The 16043-nt window shown below is 36.9% G+C and carries 18 protein-coding genes and 1 riboswitch; of the genes, 8 read left to right on the top strand and 10 right to left on the bottom strand.

The genetic code is table 11. The features are described 5' to 3' along the window. Positions 1-172 precede the first annotated feature (172 nt). Positions 173-373: a C4-dicarboxylate ABC transporter gene (locus tag MKY09_RS02465; protein WP_169359023.1), complete on the top strand. Its 201-nt coding sequence runs from the start codon at positions 173-175 to the stop codon at positions 371-373. Between the two features lie 120 nt (positions 374-493). On the opposite strand, the gene MKY09_RS02460 is transcribed toward MKY09_RS02465, so the two are convergent. Next, positions 494-1645 (bottom strand): hypothetical protein, encoded by a 1152-nt coding sequence (locus tag MKY09_RS02460; protein ID WP_342567492.1) that lies wholly within the window; start codon positions 1643-1645, stop codon positions 494-496. Continuing rightward, positions 1638-2153, bottom strand: coding sequence for a sigma-70 family RNA polymerase sigma factor (locus MKY09_RS02455; protein ID WP_342567491.1), 516 nt, complete (start codon positions 2151-2153; stop codon positions 1638-1640). Before MKY09_RS02455 ends, MKY09_RS02460 begins: the two co-directional genes overlap by 8 nt. Before the next feature lie 929 nt (positions 2154-3082). Between MKY09_RS02455 and MKY09_RS02450 the strand changes: the two genes are divergently transcribed. Beyond that, positions 3083-3265 carry a hypothetical protein gene (locus tag MKY09_RS02450; protein WP_342567490.1) on the top strand — a complete coding sequence of 61 codons (183 nt, stop codon included), beginning with the start codon at positions 3083-3085 and terminating at the stop codon, positions 3263-3265. Between the two features lie 177 nt (positions 3266-3442). Here MKY09_RS02450 and MKY09_RS02445 read toward each other — a convergent pair whose 3' ends face one another. The 3 genes from MKY09_RS02445 to MKY09_RS02435 are packed head-to-tail and all read right to left on the bottom strand — an operon-like array spanning position 3443 to position 8215. Next, on the bottom strand, positions 3443-5257 hold the full coding sequence (locus MKY09_RS02445) for an ABC transporter substrate-binding protein (RefSeq protein WP_251553529.1): 1815 nt from the start codon (positions 5255-5257) through the stop codon (positions 3443-3445). A 27-nt stretch (positions 5258-5284) separates the two neighbouring features. Beyond that, a complete protein-coding gene (locus MKY09_RS02440) occupies positions 5285-6775 on the bottom strand; it encodes an ABC transporter permease (protein ID WP_251553530.1) in 1491 nt (496 codons plus the stop codon). A gap of 15 nt (positions 6776-6790) precedes the next feature. Next, positions 6791-8215, bottom strand: a complete 1425-nt coding sequence (locus MKY09_RS02435) for an ABC transporter permease subunit (protein ID WP_342567489.1) — start codon at positions 8213-8215, stop codon at positions 6791-6793. 241 nt (positions 8216-8456) lie between these two features. On the opposite strand from MKY09_RS02435, the gene MKY09_RS02430 reads away from it, so the two are divergent. The 3 genes from MKY09_RS02430 to MKY09_RS02420 all read left to right on the top strand — a co-directional run bounded on the left by MKY09_RS02430 (position 8457) and on the right by MKY09_RS02420 (position 11990). Beyond that, entirely contained in the window at positions 8457-10193 is a 1737-nt protein-coding gene (locus MKY09_RS02430) for an ABC transporter ATP-binding protein (RefSeq protein ID WP_342567488.1), read from the top strand. Between the two features lie 72 nt (positions 10194-10265). Then, positions 10266-10368, top strand: a riboswitch (SAM riboswitch). Between the two features lie 115 nt (positions 10369-10483). After that, a complete protein-coding gene (locus MKY09_RS02425; protein WP_342567487.1) occupies positions 10484-11590 on the top strand; it encodes a 5-methyltetrahydropteroyltriglutamate--homocysteine S-methyltransferase in 1107 nt (368 codons plus the stop codon). Between the two features lie 97 nt (positions 11591-11687). Beyond that, positions 11688-11990 (top strand): hypothetical protein, encoded by a 303-nt coding sequence (locus MKY09_RS02420; RefSeq protein WP_342567486.1) that lies wholly within the window; start codon positions 11688-11690, stop codon positions 11988-11990. A 138-nt stretch (positions 11991-12128) separates the two neighbouring features. Here the strand turns inward: MKY09_RS02420 and MKY09_RS02415 are convergent, their stop codons facing one another. From MKY09_RS02415 to MKY09_RS02395, 5 genes are all read right to left on the bottom strand, one after another. After that, positions 12129-12311 carry a DUF6019 family protein gene (locus tag MKY09_RS02415; protein WP_251553534.1) on the bottom strand — a complete coding sequence of 61 codons (183 nt, stop codon included), beginning with the start codon at positions 12309-12311 and terminating at the stop codon, positions 12129-12131. Between the two features lie 14 nt (positions 12312-12325). Next, entirely contained in the window at positions 12326-13024 is a 699-nt protein-coding gene (locus MKY09_RS02410) for a DUF3169 family protein (protein ID WP_251553535.1), read from the bottom strand. Further along, positions 13024-13224 (bottom strand): helix-turn-helix transcriptional regulator, encoded by a 201-nt coding sequence (locus MKY09_RS02405; RefSeq protein ID WP_251553623.1) that lies wholly within the window; start codon positions 13222-13224, stop codon positions 13024-13026. Before MKY09_RS02405 ends, MKY09_RS02410 begins: the two co-directional genes overlap by 1 nt. A gap of 196 nt (positions 13225-13420) precedes the next feature. Beyond that, positions 13421-13768, bottom strand: coding sequence for a DUF3147 family protein (locus MKY09_RS02400; protein ID WP_169359036.1), 348 nt, complete (start codon positions 13766-13768; stop codon positions 13421-13423). Beyond that, on the bottom strand, positions 13756-14175 hold the full coding sequence (locus tag MKY09_RS02395; RefSeq protein WP_342567485.1) for a MarR family winged helix-turn-helix transcriptional regulator: 420 nt from the start codon (positions 14173-14175) through the stop codon (positions 13756-13758). Before MKY09_RS02395 ends, MKY09_RS02400 begins: the two co-directional genes overlap by 13 nt. Before the next feature lie 239 nt (positions 14176-14414). Between MKY09_RS02395 and MKY09_RS02390 the strand changes: the two genes are divergently transcribed. The 3 genes from MKY09_RS02390 (at position 14415) to MKY09_RS02380 (ending at position 16032) form a co-directional block, all read left to right on the top strand. Then, positions 14415-15320, top strand: coding sequence for an AEC family transporter (locus tag MKY09_RS02390; protein ID WP_342567484.1), 906 nt, complete (start codon positions 14415-14417; stop codon positions 15318-15320). A 230-nt stretch (positions 15321-15550) separates the two neighbouring features. Beyond that, positions 15551-15769: a hypothetical protein gene (locus MKY09_RS02385; RefSeq protein ID WP_169359038.1), complete on the top strand. Its 219-nt coding sequence runs from the start codon at positions 15551-15553 to the stop codon at positions 15767-15769. Next, positions 15766-16032 (top strand): spore coat protein CotJB, encoded by a 267-nt coding sequence (locus tag MKY09_RS02380; RefSeq protein WP_169359039.1) that lies wholly within the window; start codon positions 15766-15768, stop codon positions 16030-16032. The genes MKY09_RS02385 and MKY09_RS02380 overlap by 4 nt, the downstream gene beginning before the upstream one ends. Positions 16033-16043: the final 11 nt, after the last annotated feature.

Here is a 16043-nt window from a genome sequence, read left to right as displayed (position 1 = left end):
ATATCACACGCACTAGACCCTTTCAGTACCCTGCTCCCTCGGTAGACCTATTTCTGTTCTTACTAGAGAACCCCTAGCAAATTGCTCAACAGTCTTAGTCCCCCCCTCATATACTAGTTTATAAGAACAGCTGTGTAGTTCGTTCTCATAAATAAGAAAAGGAGGGTGTAAAATGGTTAATAACGCAGGCTTATGGATAGGGCTTCTTGGTATCGTGCTAGCAATTGTAGGCTTTTTCTTCTACCCAATTTGGCTAGGTTTAGCTGCTATTGTTTTAGGATTTGTAGCATTGTATCACTACAAGCAGCTTATTGTAGGATGGCTTTCCATTATTTTAGGTGTAATTGTGCTCATACTTTATTTTTTCTTCTAAGCTATTGTTGATAATTATTGAAAAAGGCAACTGGATCGTAGAAACCAGGTGCCTTTTTTATATGCAGAAATAATAATTGGATACTTACATACGTTACCAGTAAAAGAGATAGTGTAAAAATTAATCTGGATATTGTTCCATCGCTTCAAGAAAATTTGGAATTTCATAGAGGCTAGGATCAGAATTCGATAGATAGAGATGTAGCTCCTGGTTAGGAGTTTGTGTTGTTGCTTTTATTATGTTATTCGTCTTTTTCGAGTAGATAAAACGAATCTTATCGTCTTCACTAGAAGCAGAAACAAATTTAAATCCTTCATAGCCATTAAATAATCGATCAAAGTAGTCTTTATCAACTTTTGTTAGTGCTACTGATATTAGTTTATCTTCGTAAAAAGAGAAGCTCGCTTGCTTACCATAATCTAAAACGAAGTCGGAGCCACCTCCATCCACTCGACCGATTAGATAATTATTACCAAAGCGTTCAATTACTTCTGATGATGAGTCACCCAATGTTACTCCATTAAGGTGAAGGTGACCTTGCTCCTCGAAGATTGTTGGATTAACTAAATCTATTTTAATGCTTGATGGAGAATGGCGTTGATTATTAAGTTTCTTTTCTATCCTATATAGATATTCAGCATTTAGGTAATTCGGATCGTTATAGGACAAGGATAATTGTAATTTCCCTTCAGAAGTCCCCGTTATGGCTTCTATTATTTGTTTTGTCTCATTCGAGTAGAAATAATGACCATCATAGTCTGTATAAATAAATGTGAAAAATTTAAATCCATCGTAATCTTTAAATACTTGGTTGAAATAGTTTTTATCTACATTCATGAAAACTGCTGAATTCAATTTATCATCATCGAAGTAGAATTTGGCCTGACCGTCGTAGTCCATGATGAGGTCTGCTTTGCTATCTTCCTCTTGTATAATTGAATAATTTTCGCCTAAGACCCCTATAACCTTTTTATGAGAGTCACCTAACGTTATACCCTGCAGATAAAGGATTCCTCGTTCCTCTATGAATGAAGGCTTTGTTAAATCAAAACGTTGCTCTGATGTAGCCTGTAGCTTGTTTGAGGGCAGTTCATTTTTAATATTTAAGATAAAAAGGATTGTACACATTAGTAAAACAAAAGAAACCGCAACAAATCGCCATTGATGTTTTGGTCGTTTCGAGTTGTTTTCAATCTCACTTACTACATTTTGCATCACCCGTTGTTTACTTTCGGTTAAATCTCGCATTTTAGTTGGGATAAATTTATTCATTTAATAGCGCCTCCCATTCTATTCCTTTCAGTCGATTTCTTAATAGGTCTCTTCCACGACTTAACCGAGTTTTTACTGTACTTTCAGGAATGGATAATAAATGTGCTACTTCCGAAATTGTCATTTCATTAAAATAAAAGTGTATGAGAACTTCCCTATGTTTTAAGGGCAGTTCAAGAATTGCATCCCCAATAATGGCTTCTTCATCTTTTTTCACGAATTCGTCCACATTTTGTTTGCCTGTTGTTGAGAAGATTTTGCTCTGTATGCGAACTTTCCGATAGGTACAACTTTTTAAATAGTCTTTGCTTTTATTAACAGTCATCTTCATTAAATAAGCTTTTAGCTCACCACGTTCTTCATAATAATTCTGATGATAAAACTTGATGAAAACTTCTTGTACAATATCTTCTGCCGCTTGAAGATCCTTTACATAACCATAAGCTAAACGTATTAAAGGCTCTGTATATTGAAACATCAATTCTCTTAGTTCATAAACAGTCAACAAAATCGCAAGCTCCTCTCTCTATATAGTAAACGATTCCCAAACACCCAAAGTTTGAATTTTTCTAAAAATATTTCAAATAGCCGAAGAGGACACGTGGGTCTTTGTAAGCTTATATATTTGAAGGAGGATAATAGCTTGATCGAAAAAGATTTGTTAATGTTTAGTCTCCGTAATACACTCGTATCTTTTAGGACAAAATATAGCTTATCCTATGTGAAAAAAAATAGGATTTAATCGGTGGATATTAGTAGAAAAATAATCAGCAACAAATTGGGATGTGAAGCTACTGAGATACAATCTTGTACATAATATTCAGAAATATGTTGACATTCAGAAATAAACAATGATATCCTCAAGTAGTTAGATATTCAAATTAGAAATGGAGGTACGGAAAATGACTACATTTAAAACTTCAAAAAATATTCGTATAGTGATTTCGTGCCCAACCGCTAATTATTTTATTTGTAAATAATTAATACTGACGGCATGTTATGCCGTTTTTTTCTATGAGCACACGCTTATGTAAAGAAGCGTGTGCTCTTTTTTGTGCATTTTTAAAAACTTTGGTGTTTTCACGCATTGCGTGTTGCATATATAAACAAAATAATAAGAAAAGGAGTGCTGGTGATGATGATCATGGAACAGCGAAGAAAGTTATTAAAAAAGGAATCTCTCGAAAGTGGATAGCAATGGTTGGGGAGAGAAAACCCCAGTCGACTAAAATGATGCTATTGGTTTAATCGGAAAAATAATAAATGAAGGAGGAAAAGAAATGATGATATCAAAAAAGAGTGATAAGCAGATTAATAAATTTGTAGGTAAAAATAAATTGGAGTTGCCAACACACTATTTAAGTAAAAGTGGCTAACAGGAATGGTGCTAGCCACACCTTAACAATATAATTGGACTTCTCCTTAAGGAGAAAAATAATGATTACGATTAATGATATAGAATATGCAAAGCAACGGATGGCTGACTTGGAAAAGGAAGTAAGACAATCTAAATTAGGACATAACTACCTATCTAGAAAAAAGAAAGTCCGAAAACCTTTTTTGAAAAGAGTCTTGAGTTCTTTTACACGCGTAAATTTAAAAGGCTCTGTTAAAAGCTAGAGTTGATTTTTCATGAGCTTAGTTTTTTTTGAAATGTTACGCCTAAACTAACTGTTGCGTTAGTCAAAGACAATATTAAAGGAACATGAGCTAGGAAAAAATATTCTAGCTCAATTTTAAAAATAAAGTTAACAAAAAAGGCATACCCGCTTACACGAGTATGCCTTTTAATATTATTTATTTACCTGCTTTAAAAGCCTCTAAGTACTCATTTACCTTAGCAGCATCTGCCTTAAGCTCGTTACCCGTTTCTACAAGAGGACTTACAGTTGATACTGCTTTTTTCTTGTTTCCTTGGTAATAGTTAATGATTTCATCCTGGTTGATCGAGTACAGAATCGCTTTACGTAAAGATTCGCTTTCTGATACATCACGACCTTTTGTATTAAATAGCAGATAACTTACAGCATTGCTATCGTTTTTCTGAAGAGTTAGCTTGCTATCATCTTCTACTAATTTGTATTTTGTTTCAGGAACTCCATTAAATATATGAATCTCTCCGTTGCGAAGAGCCGATAGCGCGCTATCTGCATCTGCAATGAAACGAACGGTTACGTTTGCAATCTTCGGCTCGTTTTCAGTTCCTTGCATATAAGCTGGGTTTTTTACGAATACTGCCTCATAATCATTTTTGTGGGATAAGATGTAAGGCCCACTAGCATATAACGTATTATTGTAAGAAGCACCTTCCGTTACTGTATTTTGATCCCCGTAAGGAATATCTTTGTTTACATCGAAGGTAGCAACATCGTAAGTGTTGATGCTCTCTACTTGTTTTTTAGACACAATCCCTGCAGATTGATGAGCCAAATAATTTAAAACTTGTGGGAATGGATTAGTCGTTGTAATTTTAACTACTTGGTATTTCCCTTTAGCTGCATCTGCTTGTGTTTTATCTGTCACTAGCTCTGAAATTGCTGTATCCACATTATTTTCTAAAGCTTCCTTCACTGTAATATCACTGCCAGATTGCTTCACATCAAGCTCTGAAAGATCTGATACGATTTCAATCTTTTCCATGCTTTCGTGTAAGCTATATGTGCGATGGTCTGGAACTGATTTGCTGTCTTTTGCACGGTTCATCGAGAATACGACATCCTCTGCCCCTACGCGTTCTCCCGTATCAACTGCTTTTTTATCTGTTACTGCTGCAAAGTTAATATCATCTCTTAGTAAGAAGTAATAATCTTTATTGCCATCTGCGATTGCATGGTTCAATGAAAGAGAACCGTCGGAAACTACTTTATCATCGTCTGTTAAGTTAACTAAACGAACGTACATATTTGTATTTAGTGTATTAATAGAACCATCATTTCCTTTAATAGGATCTAATGAAGTTAAGGATGCCATTCCCTGTTGCATGATCAGTGGTGCAGAATCTCTTTTAGAAGCATCTACAAAGTCAATTGTTTCCCAAGCGATTGCACGAGATTTAGCCAATCTCACAGTATCCGCATTCAATACTTCTTTATTTACTCCTTGCGCTTTAAAAGAATTATATAACGGTGCAATATATGCTTTTTCTAGGACTAAAAGATCCTCGAACTCTTTATATGTTTTTGTGTACTCTTCCGGTGTTTCTGTGCTAGCCTCTTCAATCAGCTCATCGATTTTTTTGTCAGACATAATGCTGTTATCACCGTCTGTTTTAAAAAGCGCACGTACTGCATAGTCGGGGTTACCCGTTACAGTCGTCCAGCTAGATAAAGCTAAATCATAGTTTCCTGCATCTTTTTGCGCAGTGAAGCTACCGTAGTCTGGTTGAATATTTAATTTCACATCGAAGCCATTTTTGATTAACTGGTCACGTACAATATTCATGTCCGCTTCCCCAGTGCTCATCCCTAACAGCTCAATTACTACCTTACCCTGCTCTGTTTTAGAATCAGATTTGTCTGTTGCTTTATCTACGTCTGATTTTGTGTTTACACAACCTGCCAATATTAAAACTAGCGTTAACAATAAAGCCAATAATGCTTTTGTATTCTTCATTACTTTTTCCTCCTTGTTGAGCTTGCTTTAATCCATTCTCGGATCAAATGCATCTCTAAGTCCATCGCCTAAAAAGTTAAAAGATAATACGAGACCTATAATTGCAAGGCCAGGTATAATCGCCAAATAGGAATTAGACTCTAAATAAGTACTACCTATTTTTAAAATATTGCCCCATTCAGGTATATGTGGCTCTACTCCAAGACCTAAGAAGCTCAAGCTACTCGTTGCAATTACTGCTGTACCTATTGTAAGTGTAGCTTTGACAATCATAGGTGCAAGGGAATTTGGAACAATTTGCTTAAAGATGATCGATAGATTGGAAGCCCCTAAAGCCCGGGCAGAATCTACATATTCGTAATTCGAGACCATCATCACATTCGCTCGCATTGTTCGAGCATATGTCGGAATAGAACCAACACTCAAAGCTAGTATAAGATTCGTAGTATTTGCTCCGAATGCTGCAATAATTGCAATGGCAAGTAATATCCCTGGAATTGCGTACAAAATATCAAGCAAACGCATAATGATGTTATCTGTACGTTTGCTGTAATATCCAGCCAATGCTCCTAATGCCCCTCCCACTATGAATGGTATTAACGTAGAAGCAAAGCCTACAATTAGAGAAATTCTCGCCCCGAAGATAATTCGAGAAAATACATCTCTGCCATAATTATCTGTACCGAACGGATATTCCAAGCTTGGCGACTGAAGCAGTGCCTCATAGTTATTCTCTACTGCCATATCATAGTCAAAAGTAAAACGGCTAGACACTGATAACGCGAACATAAGAACGATAAAGAACATTCCTAGTATAGCTGTAGAATTACGAGTGATTTTATCCCACATTGTGTTCCACTTCACTATTCGTGACAGACTGTTACTACGCGTTTTAATGATTAAGCTAACGCCAAGCAGTAAGTTGAAAATATTACCTGTCAACGAAGTGATAATTAATACAATCGCTAAGCCTTGCATCCACCCAGGCGCGCCTTCATCACTGACATACCTAGCTACAGCCACCAAAGTAAACACTTGGATAATTAAAATGACGAGTAAAGCACCCATTGCGGGTAAAAAAGTGTCCGACACATAGGGTTTAAAGAGATTTAATGCAGAAATAACTAGAATAAACAGCTGGGTGAAAATCATCCAAATGCTGAATGTGTATTCTGGTGTTTTCTTCTCCTTGATCAAATTAAAACCGAATGATGCTATGAAGATATTACCAGTTAATAGAGCGGTTACTTGGACATAGCCAAGCCTTCTAGTAGCATTTTTTAAATGCCCTAAACTCAAAAGCTCTCGCTTCATTCTCCAGATTATAAAATACTGAATCGCTGTAAAAAATGCATATATAGCTGAAACACTACTAGCAATTGGCTTTAACGTACCCATATCAAAATTAAAGCTATTAAACAATAAAACTATTGTCAGTAGAAGAGATAATACTCCAGCAAAGTTTGCCTGAGTATATTCTCGTGACAGCTTTAGTGCATGTTGTTTTTTAGATACCACTTTTACACCTACTTCTTACAGTTGCTTCATCTTAGATTTTATACGCGGATCAAAAAATGCATATAAAATGTCGATGAGCACGTTCACTAAGGAAATGGTTATTGCAATATAAATAACTCCACCCATAATGGCTGGGATATCGGGTATAAACTGTTTGTCGACAATATAACTCCCAATACCACTAATATTGAATACTTTCTCTGTAACAGCTGCTCCACCTAGCATTCCACCAAACAGTAGACCGATAACCGTAATGATTGGAATCATTGCATTTCCTATTGCATGCTTCCAAAGCACTTGGCGTTGGTTTAAGCCTTTTGCTTTTGCAGTAATTATATAATCCTCATTTATAATTTCTAATACGGATGAACGTGTCATTCTCGCTACCGAAGCAGTAAGACCTGTTCCGAGCACAACTACAGGCATAATAATCGACAAATAGTTTTGAGGACTATAGGTTGCAGGAAGCCATTGTAGCTTAATAGAAAAGTTCAAGATGAAGATAAGCCCTTGCCAAAAGTTAGGGATGGACAAGCCGATCAAAGCAATGAACATAAAGGAATAATCTAAGAACGAGTTTTGTCTTGTTGCAGATATGATTCCTACTGGGATCGCGATCACTACAGCCATCACTAAAGAAAAGATAGCAATCATTAGCGTAACTGGAAACTTGTTTGCAATACTTGTAGCGACATCTTCATTTCCCGTAAAGGATGCTCCTAAATCAAATGTTACGATACCTTTTACCGAATTCCATAACTGATGTAAATAAGGTAAGTCTAACCCGTGCATTTGGTTGAATGCAGCAATCTGATCCTTCGTTGCACTTTCCCCTAAAAGATTGGCAGCTGGATCAAATGGTGACAGGTATAAAATAGTAAATACTAGAATGGAAACACCCGTTATCACAAAGACACTCATAATAAGTCTCTCAAAAATAAATTTACTGAACGCATTACTATATATACCTAACAAAAGGTACATCAGTAAGCCTGGTATAAATGAAATAATGAGAAATGTTGTATTTTCTAACAGACTTTGAAAATAGGATGTATAAGTAAGAGGCTTCGTGCCTTTTAACTGATGTATTTCTTCCATTTCAGTAGATACAAGCTTTTCTATTCGATCTTCTACTAGTTTATTTACTTCCGCCGTCATTTTTTCTTTATTAATTTTTTCATTAAAAAAGGCATGCTTTCGTTCATATTGTTCCTTATACTCTTCGTACAGTTCCTCTCGCACTCCCCTTGTCTCAAGTGCAGACTTTAAATCACTTTTTAAGGAAGAATGAGGATCCTTCTGTTTTTTTAAGTAAAAGAGTATAAAAGTAATGACATGAACCGGCAAACCAAGTAAAAATAACAAAATACTATAGAAGGAATGATGTTGTAGTCTTCCGTAGGTAAAACTAAATGCGTTGGAAGAAAGTTTTCTTCCCATACTAAATCCCCCCTCTCCATATTGTATAAATCCGAGTGGTATAGTATAGTATAGATTCGAACTACCATTAAGTCAACGCAAATTATTTAGTCTATTTAGAGTAGGGTTAAATGCGCCACTAATGTGCGTGTTTAGTCTTCTTTTTTGTAGAAACCGCTCATATTACTTTAAATATACGCTCTCTAACAACAGAGCATGAATCATAAACAATACGAAGATTTCATTCAGATAGGTGGTTTTCATGGAAACTATTTTAAAAGTAGAGGATTTACAGATTTCCTTTTTAACAAATGACAATGAATTCGAGGCTGTTCGAGGTGTTAGCTTTGAGGTTAAAAAAGGAGAAACATTGGGCATAGTCGGAGAATCTGGAAGTGGAAAAAGTGTCACGGCCCGTTCCATTATGCGCCTTTTACCTTCTCCTCCTTCCTTCATGAAAAATGGTTCCATTGAGTTTTTAGGGGAACAACTCCACACAAAGACAGAGAAGGAAATGGAAGCTATTAGAGGAAGAGATATCAGTATGATTTTTCAGGATCCAATGACCTCTTTAAATCCAACCATTCGTATCGGCGTTCAAATAGCAGAAAGCCTTATTAAGCACCAAAAGCTCTCGAAAAAAGAGGGAAAGGCACAAGCTATTGAGATACTCAAGCTTGTAGGAATTAAAAATAGTGAAGAACGTTATAACCAATATCCGCATGAGTTTTCTGGTGGTATGCGTCAAAGAGTTATGATTGCCATTGCTTTAGCATGTAAGCCTACTCTACTTATTGCAGATGAGCCAACTACTGCGTTAGACGTGACCATTCAAGCTCAAATACTAAATTTAATGAAGGATATGCAGAAGCGCTTTGGGACCTCTATTATTTTAATTACTCATGACCTTGGAGTTGTCGCTGGAATGTGTGACCGTGTAGCTGTGATGAAAAATGGAGAAATCGTTGAAACAGGAACTACCGAAGAAATTTTTGCTAACCCAAAGCATGACTATACGAAAAAACTATTAAATGCCTTACCTCGTTTAGACGAGAAGAAAAAGCCGAAGAAACTTCCTCTTCGTTCTATTGGATTAGAAAATGGAAAGCCACTGCTGGAAGTTAAATCTTTAAAACAACATTTTCAAGTAAGTCGCGGGAATGTCTTAAAAGCGGTTGACGATATTAGCTTCTTTATAAAGCCCGGGGAAACTCTTGGTCTTGTAGGAGAATCAGGCTCAGGTAAATCTACTACCGGTCGGACGATTCTTCGATTGCATGAGCCTACAGATGGAGATGTGCTATATCAAGGAATGGCCATTAATCGTTTAAGTAAAAATGAGCTTAAAACGATGCGTCGGCATATGCAAATCATCTTCCAGGACCCCTACTCTTCCTTAAACCCTCGTTTAAAGGTGCTAGACATTATTGGGCAGGCATTAGATATTCATCGTCTGAGCAAAAATGCAGAGGAGAGAAAGAAGCGGGTAGAGGAATTACTAGAATTGGTAGGCTTAGAGCCCTCGCATGCATTACGTTATCCACATGAGTTCTCTGGTGGACAGCGACAACGTATAGGTATCGCTCGAGCACTTGCGGTTGAGCCTGATTTTATCGTCTGTGACGAACCTCTATCGGCTTTAGATGTTTCTATACAAGCACAGATTGTAGAGCTTTTGGAGGATTTACAGCACAGACTAGGCCTGACATACTTATTTATCGCACATGACCTGTCCATGGTAAAACATATAAGTGATCGCGTTGCTGTCATGTATTCTGGAAAAATTGTAGAGCTAGCAGAAAGTGAGGAGCTTTATACTAATCCACAGCATCCGTACACTAAGTCTCTCTTAGCAGCCATTCCAATCCCTGACCCAAAAGTAGAGGCCAAGAAAAAGCGTGTGCTCATGGAAGAGTCTAATGTTACTGACAAGTATCAATTAAAGAATTCTGAGCTGGTAGAGGTATCCGACGGTCACTGGGTAGCTATCCCTAAGTAAGGTAGCCCTTGAAATTGTTTAAAGCCCATGTTAAACTTATTTTTATTATATTTAGATAATTTAATATTTTATTTCTTATCAAGAGAGACGGAGGGATTGGCCCTATGATGTCTCAGCAACCAGCCTTTTAGGTGTGGTGCTAAATCCAATAGACATTAAGTCTTGAAGATAAGAAGAATGACTTCAATATATATTGAGGGTTCTCTTCTTATGAAGCGAGCCCTCTTTTTATTTGATTTTATAGACAGTAGTAATCGCAACATAATATAAATAGAAGGTAGGAATTTAATATGACAAATCAATTACTTGTAAAAGCACCTTTCAAAGCAGATCACGTTGGAAGCTTCCTGAGACCGGAACGTTTAAAGCAAGCAAGGGCTCAATTTGAACAAAAAGAAATTTCCCAAGAGCAGCTAACTCAAGTGGAAAATGAAGAGATTATTAAACTCATAGAAAAACAGAAGGAAGCTGGATTACTTTCTATCACAGATGGAGAATTTCGTCGAAAATGGTGGCATTTCGATTTTTTAAGCGGACTAGATGGCGTGGAATTTTATGAAACCGATCAAGGACTATCATTTAAAGGGGTGCAAACAAAAGCTCATGGTATTAAGGTGACAGGAAAGATTGGCTTTAGTACCCATTACATGATTGAGCATTTCAAGTTTTTAAAAGAAGCAGCTGGGGATGCTGTTGTAAAATTTACTATTCCTAGTCCGAACATGCTTTATTACCGAGCTGCAATTGAGGAAGGTGTGTATAACAATGATGAGGAATTATTTTCTGACTTAATCACAGCTTATCAAGGGTTTATCCAGGCAATTTACGATGAGGGCTGTCTTTATCTTCAGATTGATGATACTTCATGGGCTACCTCCTTTTCCGAGGAAGGCCTCGCTTCCTTAAAGGACAGGGGGTTATCGCTAGAGCAAGCCTTATCCCTTTCTGCAAGGGCTATTAATGAGTCTATTTCTAAAAGACCAGCCGATATGCTAGTGACCATGCATATTTGTCGGGGAAATTTCCGATCCACTTATATTACAAGCGGAAGCTATGAGTTAGTATCAGAAACTATATTCGGTGGATTACATGTGGATGGTTTATTTTTAGAATTTGACGATGAGCGCTCTGGTGGTTTCGAGCCTTTACGACATGTTAATCGAAAGGATTTAAATATTGTCCTAGGGCTGATTACGTCTAAGCATGGAGACCTAGAGGAAGAAGAATTAGTTAAAGCTCGCATCGAAGATGCTACTAAATATGTACCAAAAGAACAGCTTTGCTTGAGTCCTCAATGTGGATTTTCTTCTACTGAGGAAGGAAACATATTAACTGAAGAGGAACAATGGGCAAAAATTCGCCATGTAGTCCAAATAGCAAAGGATGTCTGGAACTGACTTACCCACATGTGAATAACGTTAGTAGAAATGTTTTTACATTTGCCTGTAAGGGTATCTATTTAAATAAGATATCAGTTCTATATGGGAGGAATGTATGATGAGTAAAGTTTATGAATATACAACAGATGATGTCGTAGAAGAAACCGGTAATTATACGTGTGAGTCTGGTAGTACTAGAACTTTAGAAAAAGGTTCGAAGTTCCCTTCCTGTCCCGACACGGAAGTAGTTACGTATTGGAAACGCTCTGAAAGTCATACCCACAGCTCAGGGCAGGAAGTATTAACATCCGGTCGCTATGTGGATGAAGATGGAGATGAAGCTTTTCTAGAGGCTGGCTCTACTTTTCCAAACTGCCCAAAAGCAGGAACCCCTACTACATGGTCCCATGCAGGATAACTAAGTTGCTGATACTTGTCTTATTTTAGAGACAGGTATCAGTTTTTATTTTAATAAACAAACAGCGAGCAAGTATAAAAGATAAGCCATCATGGCTGCTTGGATTTCTGTGGTGGTGGCTTACCGAAATAAGAAATCTTAGTTCTTTAAATCGTCTATGGACCTTTGCACCTTGTCTTCTTGTTCTTGTCGATATTTCCTTCTAGCTTCCTCTGAGACTAACATAGACTCATTAATCCCATTTTTTACTCCCCACTTGATAATAAAATATAAAAGTATAGATAAACCTATTATCCATAAAAGCAATTGTCCCGTTGTCATTTTTAAAATCCCCCTTATTTATTGCGTACAACTACTAAATAGCTTGTGTTCACTACCAGCAAGACTAAGCACATTACTGCTATAGAAAAAATTTGCGATTGCTCGCTAAAGTAAGAAAATGCAACAGCTAAACTAATACCAGTGAGCATAAACAGGTTGAATAATCGATGCGATTTATAAAGTCCTTGTAAGGTCACGTACTTCTCCCCATCATCCATAGAGTCCATAAGCCGTTGCTCATAGTCCTTTGATTGGATGCTCGGAAGGTTTCTTTCTGGATAACTTGTCTTTATAAAATTTGCACTAAACATCGGAATGGTCCAGCTAGCTATGAACAAAAGTATAAAACCAATTTGTAAAATTGTATTGTTTGTCATTAGAATAGAAACTGCAACCGCTAATATAGATAAGACCTGTGAAATATTAGCAGCTATACCCAAATCAGCGACCTTTTTGTATTTGTACTCTTCCATTAAATCCTCTTGTTCCCCATCAAATGTTTGGGAATTAACTATTTTTATCTTCCTTATAAACACAAGACCGATTACTAAAAGAGTTAGAATCATAGCCAAAACAATATATAAAATCAGATTTACAGGATGGTCCCATGCCTCGCGACCCTGATCTTTGCCCATCATGATAGCATAGGTGATCGTAAAACCAGCTACCCCTCCGAGCAGTAAACTAACAATTGTTGTGAACATCTTTTTCATTATTCTTCCTCCCCTATTAAAAAGACATTTTCTACAGGCTCATTAAAAATTCTAGCTATACGTACAGCTATTAATATAGAAGGCATATATTCTTCTCGCTCTATTAAGCTAATAGTTTGCCTAGAAATCCTAGCTAACTTAGCTAGTTCAGTCTGATTGAGTCCATCTCTTGCTCTTAACTCCTTTAAACGGCTTTTCACCATTCCCCGCCTCCTCTCTTCCAATATATACAATTATAGTCATTTTGACAACTATAATTGTCAAAATGACTATAAAAAATGTCAATTAATTCAAATGTGTTTTTGTCTACAATTCTTTTGCAATTTCTTTTAGTTTATTCAAAACAAGCGCTTCCTCATTTGCCACCTGTGCTGTGGCAACAACACCAGCCTCTCATTAGACGATGTGCTTAATGTAAGTAACCACGGTTTCTTGTATGTATAAGAAGAACAGCCACCCAGCAATCCCTAGCAAAATGGAAACAAAAAGATGCAACGAATTTTGTAATGCCAGATATACAATCAGTAGCATTACAGCGGTGGCTGGGAATCCCCAAAGCACTCCTAAAGCGAACTTGCTCAGCGTAGAGGATTGCTCTCCTTGAACATACAACCAAACAATACTAAGTAAGCTCACTAAAGGCAATGCTGCAATAATACCTCCATAGGTGGGAAATCTCCTCGAAATCTCCGTTACCATAGCTATGATAATAGCGGATATAATAACCTTCATTAAAATGTACATTTTTTTGCTACCTCACTTAAGGTTTGAAATGCTTTTTCAATTATTATTTTTTCTTCCTGCGATAGTTGATCTAAGACTTTCGATAATTTTTGATCATCCAGACTTGTGTTTCGATATAAAACATCGGATCCTAATCCGGTCAATCGAAGAATAACTCTTCTCTGGTCCTCTCCACTTCTCTCTTTAACAATGTAATTTTTCTCAATTAGCCTTTTGACATGTTCTGATGCAGTGTTATGTGAAATCTTTAAAACCTTTGCTACTTCATTAATTCCAGCATCCGAATGTTTATCCAGAAGTTGAAGTATTCGTACTGCTTGATGAGTTATTTTATCCACATGTGGATAATGTAAATAAAAATAAATGTCAGTCCAATACTGATTTAGTTGATTTAATTGTATACTCATTTTTTATCCCCCGTTTTTATATCGTATAATACGATATAATTTTAACATAACCATAAAACTATTTCAGAAAAAAGATTCCACAAATGATATAGTTATATATATTACGGATACCGGACTAGTTTTTTGTTTTTTGTCTTTGTTCTGTTTTTGCTTTGTCTTGTTTTTTTTGTTTTTGTTTGTTTATGTTACAAGTGCCTGGCACCTGTAATATTTGAAGATATGTTAAGGGGTGGGTTTGGATGGATTTATTGCTGATTATTTTGCCGGTTTTTATTATCTTTTTTATTGGTTTTATAGGACAGAGGTTGATAGGGTTTGATATTAAATCTATTTCTTCAGCTGCGCTTTATCTTATGTCTCCTTTCTTAGCATTTCGTACTTTTTATACGCATGAGTTGTCGATTGATTATGTATATATTCTAGGAGCATGTCTCCTTTTAACCTTTTGCTTATTGGGAGTCGTGTGGCTTTCTTCGCTTTTTATGCAGACTACTCGTCCTCAGTTAGCAGCATTAATTTTAGGGAGTGTTTTTCCTAATAGCGGGAACTACGGAGCACCAGTTGTTCTCTTTGCTTTAGGGGCTGTTGGATTTGATTATGCTGTTGTGATAATGGTTTTCCACGGTTTGATCATGAACACCATTGGAATCTTTTTTGCCTCTTTAGGTGGAGAGGAGAAAGCTACCTGGCAGCAGGCTGTACATAAGGTTTTAAGAATGCCATTAGTTTATGCATCCTTACTGGGAGTTCTCCTTCAAGTGCTACATGTGACTGTGCCTCAGTCCGTAATGGAAGGTGTGGGACTAGCTGCAGATGCTTCTATTCCGACCGTCATGCTTGTGCTCGGTATGCAATTGGCAGTAATCTCAAGAAAAAAAGTTGCATATCGATTTGTTACGACAGCAACGGTTGTTCGAATGTTTGTTTCACCTTTACTGGCAGCAGCCATTATGTTTTTTCTACCGCTAAATGACTTACTTAAAACGGTTTTTATCATTCAAGCTGCCATGCCAACAGCTGCAAACACCACGATGCTTTCTTTACAATTTGGAACTGAACCAGATTTAGTATCCTTTACAACCTTTATAACTACTATTCTCAGTATCCTTACCATTCCATTCGTTTTATTTTTTCTCGGAATTTAATATCTAAAGCTTTTCTAAAGCCCGTTTACCGACTACCTTTCTTAGGTGGTCTTTTTTTGTAAAAGTATCTAAAGGATCGAGAATGTTACAGGTGCCAGGCACCTGTAACATTTTTTATGTCCCTTGCCTTGCCGAGACGCTGCAGTGGTTATTAAAAATGTTTTTTGGGTTGTCCTTCTAGTCTTATTTTATGTTTTTTTACATAGGTTGGTTTGAAGGAGTGATTAAAGATGGAAAATTGGCAGTTTCGGGGTAGTTATAAGCCATACGTTTCTCCACGGGATCCTTGCCCCCCTATTTTAGTTAGAAAGTTTGTGCTTCCTCCACAGCTATTTACTAATTTTCAACAACCTGGATTACCGCAAAATACACCAGCAGATGCATTAATGCAAGGCTCTTTATGGCCACAGTTTGTCGATGGATTTTATAGGGAGGAGGGAATATCATGACATCAAGCGATCACCAATGGAATCTATTAAAACAAGTCCAGCAAATGGATTTTGTTGTCGTAGAGCTGACTCTCTACACCGATACACATCCAGATGATTTAGATGCTTTGGAGCAATGGCGTATGGCTATAAAAAATGCAGCTGCAGTAAGGAAGAAATATGAAGCTCAGTATGGTCCGCTTTCATTAATGACTACTCCCTCCAAGCAAGCATTAGATGTTGGCTGGCGCTGGAACTCTACTCCATGGCCATGGCAAATTTGAAAGGAGAAAAC

This window comes from Psychrobacillus sp. FSL K6-4046, assembly GCF_038624605.1.
Taxonomy (GTDB): Bacteria; Bacillota; Bacilli; order Bacillales_A; family Planococcaceae; genus Psychrobacillus.
Note: the sequence above shows the minus strand (reverse complement) of the source record. Positions and strands in the feature narration are given on the sequence as shown.

What these genes read in the sequence shown, in the direction of transcription:
- MKY09_RS02465 (WP_169359023.1), top strand. Translation starts at nt 173, where the DNA reads ATGGTTAATAACGCAGGCTTATGGATAGGGCTTCTTGGTATCGTGCTA.
- MKY09_RS02460 (WP_342567492.1), bottom strand. Translation starts at nt 1,645, where the DNA reads ATGAATAAATTTATCCCAACTAAAATGCGAGATTTAACCGAAAGTAAA.
- MKY09_RS02450 (WP_342567490.1), top strand. Translation starts at nt 3,083, where the DNA reads ATGATTACGATTAATGATATAGAATATGCAAAGCAACGGATGGCTGAC.
- MKY09_RS02445 (WP_251553529.1), bottom strand. Translation starts at nt 5,257, where the DNA reads ATGAAGAATACAAAAGCATTATTGGCTTTATTGTTAACGCTAGTTTTA.
- MKY09_RS02435 (WP_342567489.1), bottom strand. Translation starts at nt 8,215, where the DNA reads ATGGGAAGAAAACTTTCTTCCAACGCATTTAGTTTTACCTACGGAAGA.
- MKY09_RS02430 (WP_342567488.1), top strand. Translation starts at nt 8,457, where the DNA reads ATGGAAACTATTTTAAAAGTAGAGGATTTACAGATTTCCTTTTTAACA.
- MKY09_RS02425 (WP_342567487.1), top strand. Translation starts at nt 10,484, where the DNA reads ATGACAAATCAATTACTTGTAAAAGCACCTTTCAAAGCAGATCACGTT.
- MKY09_RS02420 (WP_342567486.1), top strand. Translation starts at nt 11,688, where the DNA reads ATGATGAGTAAAGTTTATGAATATACAACAGATGATGTCGTAGAAGAA.
- MKY09_RS02415 (WP_251553534.1), bottom strand. Translation starts at nt 12,311, where the DNA reads ATGACAACGGGACAATTGCTTTTATGGATAATAGGTTTATCTATACTT.
- MKY09_RS02410 (WP_251553535.1), bottom strand. Translation starts at nt 13,024, where the DNA reads ATGAAAAAGATGTTCACAACAATTGTTAGTTTACTGCTCGGAGGGGTA.
- MKY09_RS02400 (WP_169359036.1), bottom strand. Translation starts at nt 13,768, where the DNA reads ATGTACATTTTAATGAAGGTTATTATATCCGCTATTATCATAGCTATG.
- MKY09_RS02395 (WP_342567485.1), bottom strand. Translation starts at nt 14,175, where the DNA reads ATGAGTATACAATTAAATCAACTAAATCAGTATTGGACTGACATTTAT.
- MKY09_RS02390 (WP_342567484.1), top strand. Translation starts at nt 14,415, where the DNA reads ATGGATTTATTGCTGATTATTTTGCCGGTTTTTATTATCTTTTTTATT.
- MKY09_RS02385 (WP_169359038.1), top strand. Translation starts at nt 15,551, where the DNA reads ATGGAAAATTGGCAGTTTCGGGGTAGTTATAAGCCATACGTTTCTCCA.
- MKY09_RS02380 (WP_169359039.1), top strand. Translation starts at nt 15,766, where the DNA reads ATGACATCAAGCGATCACCAATGGAATCTATTAAAACAAGTCCAGCAA.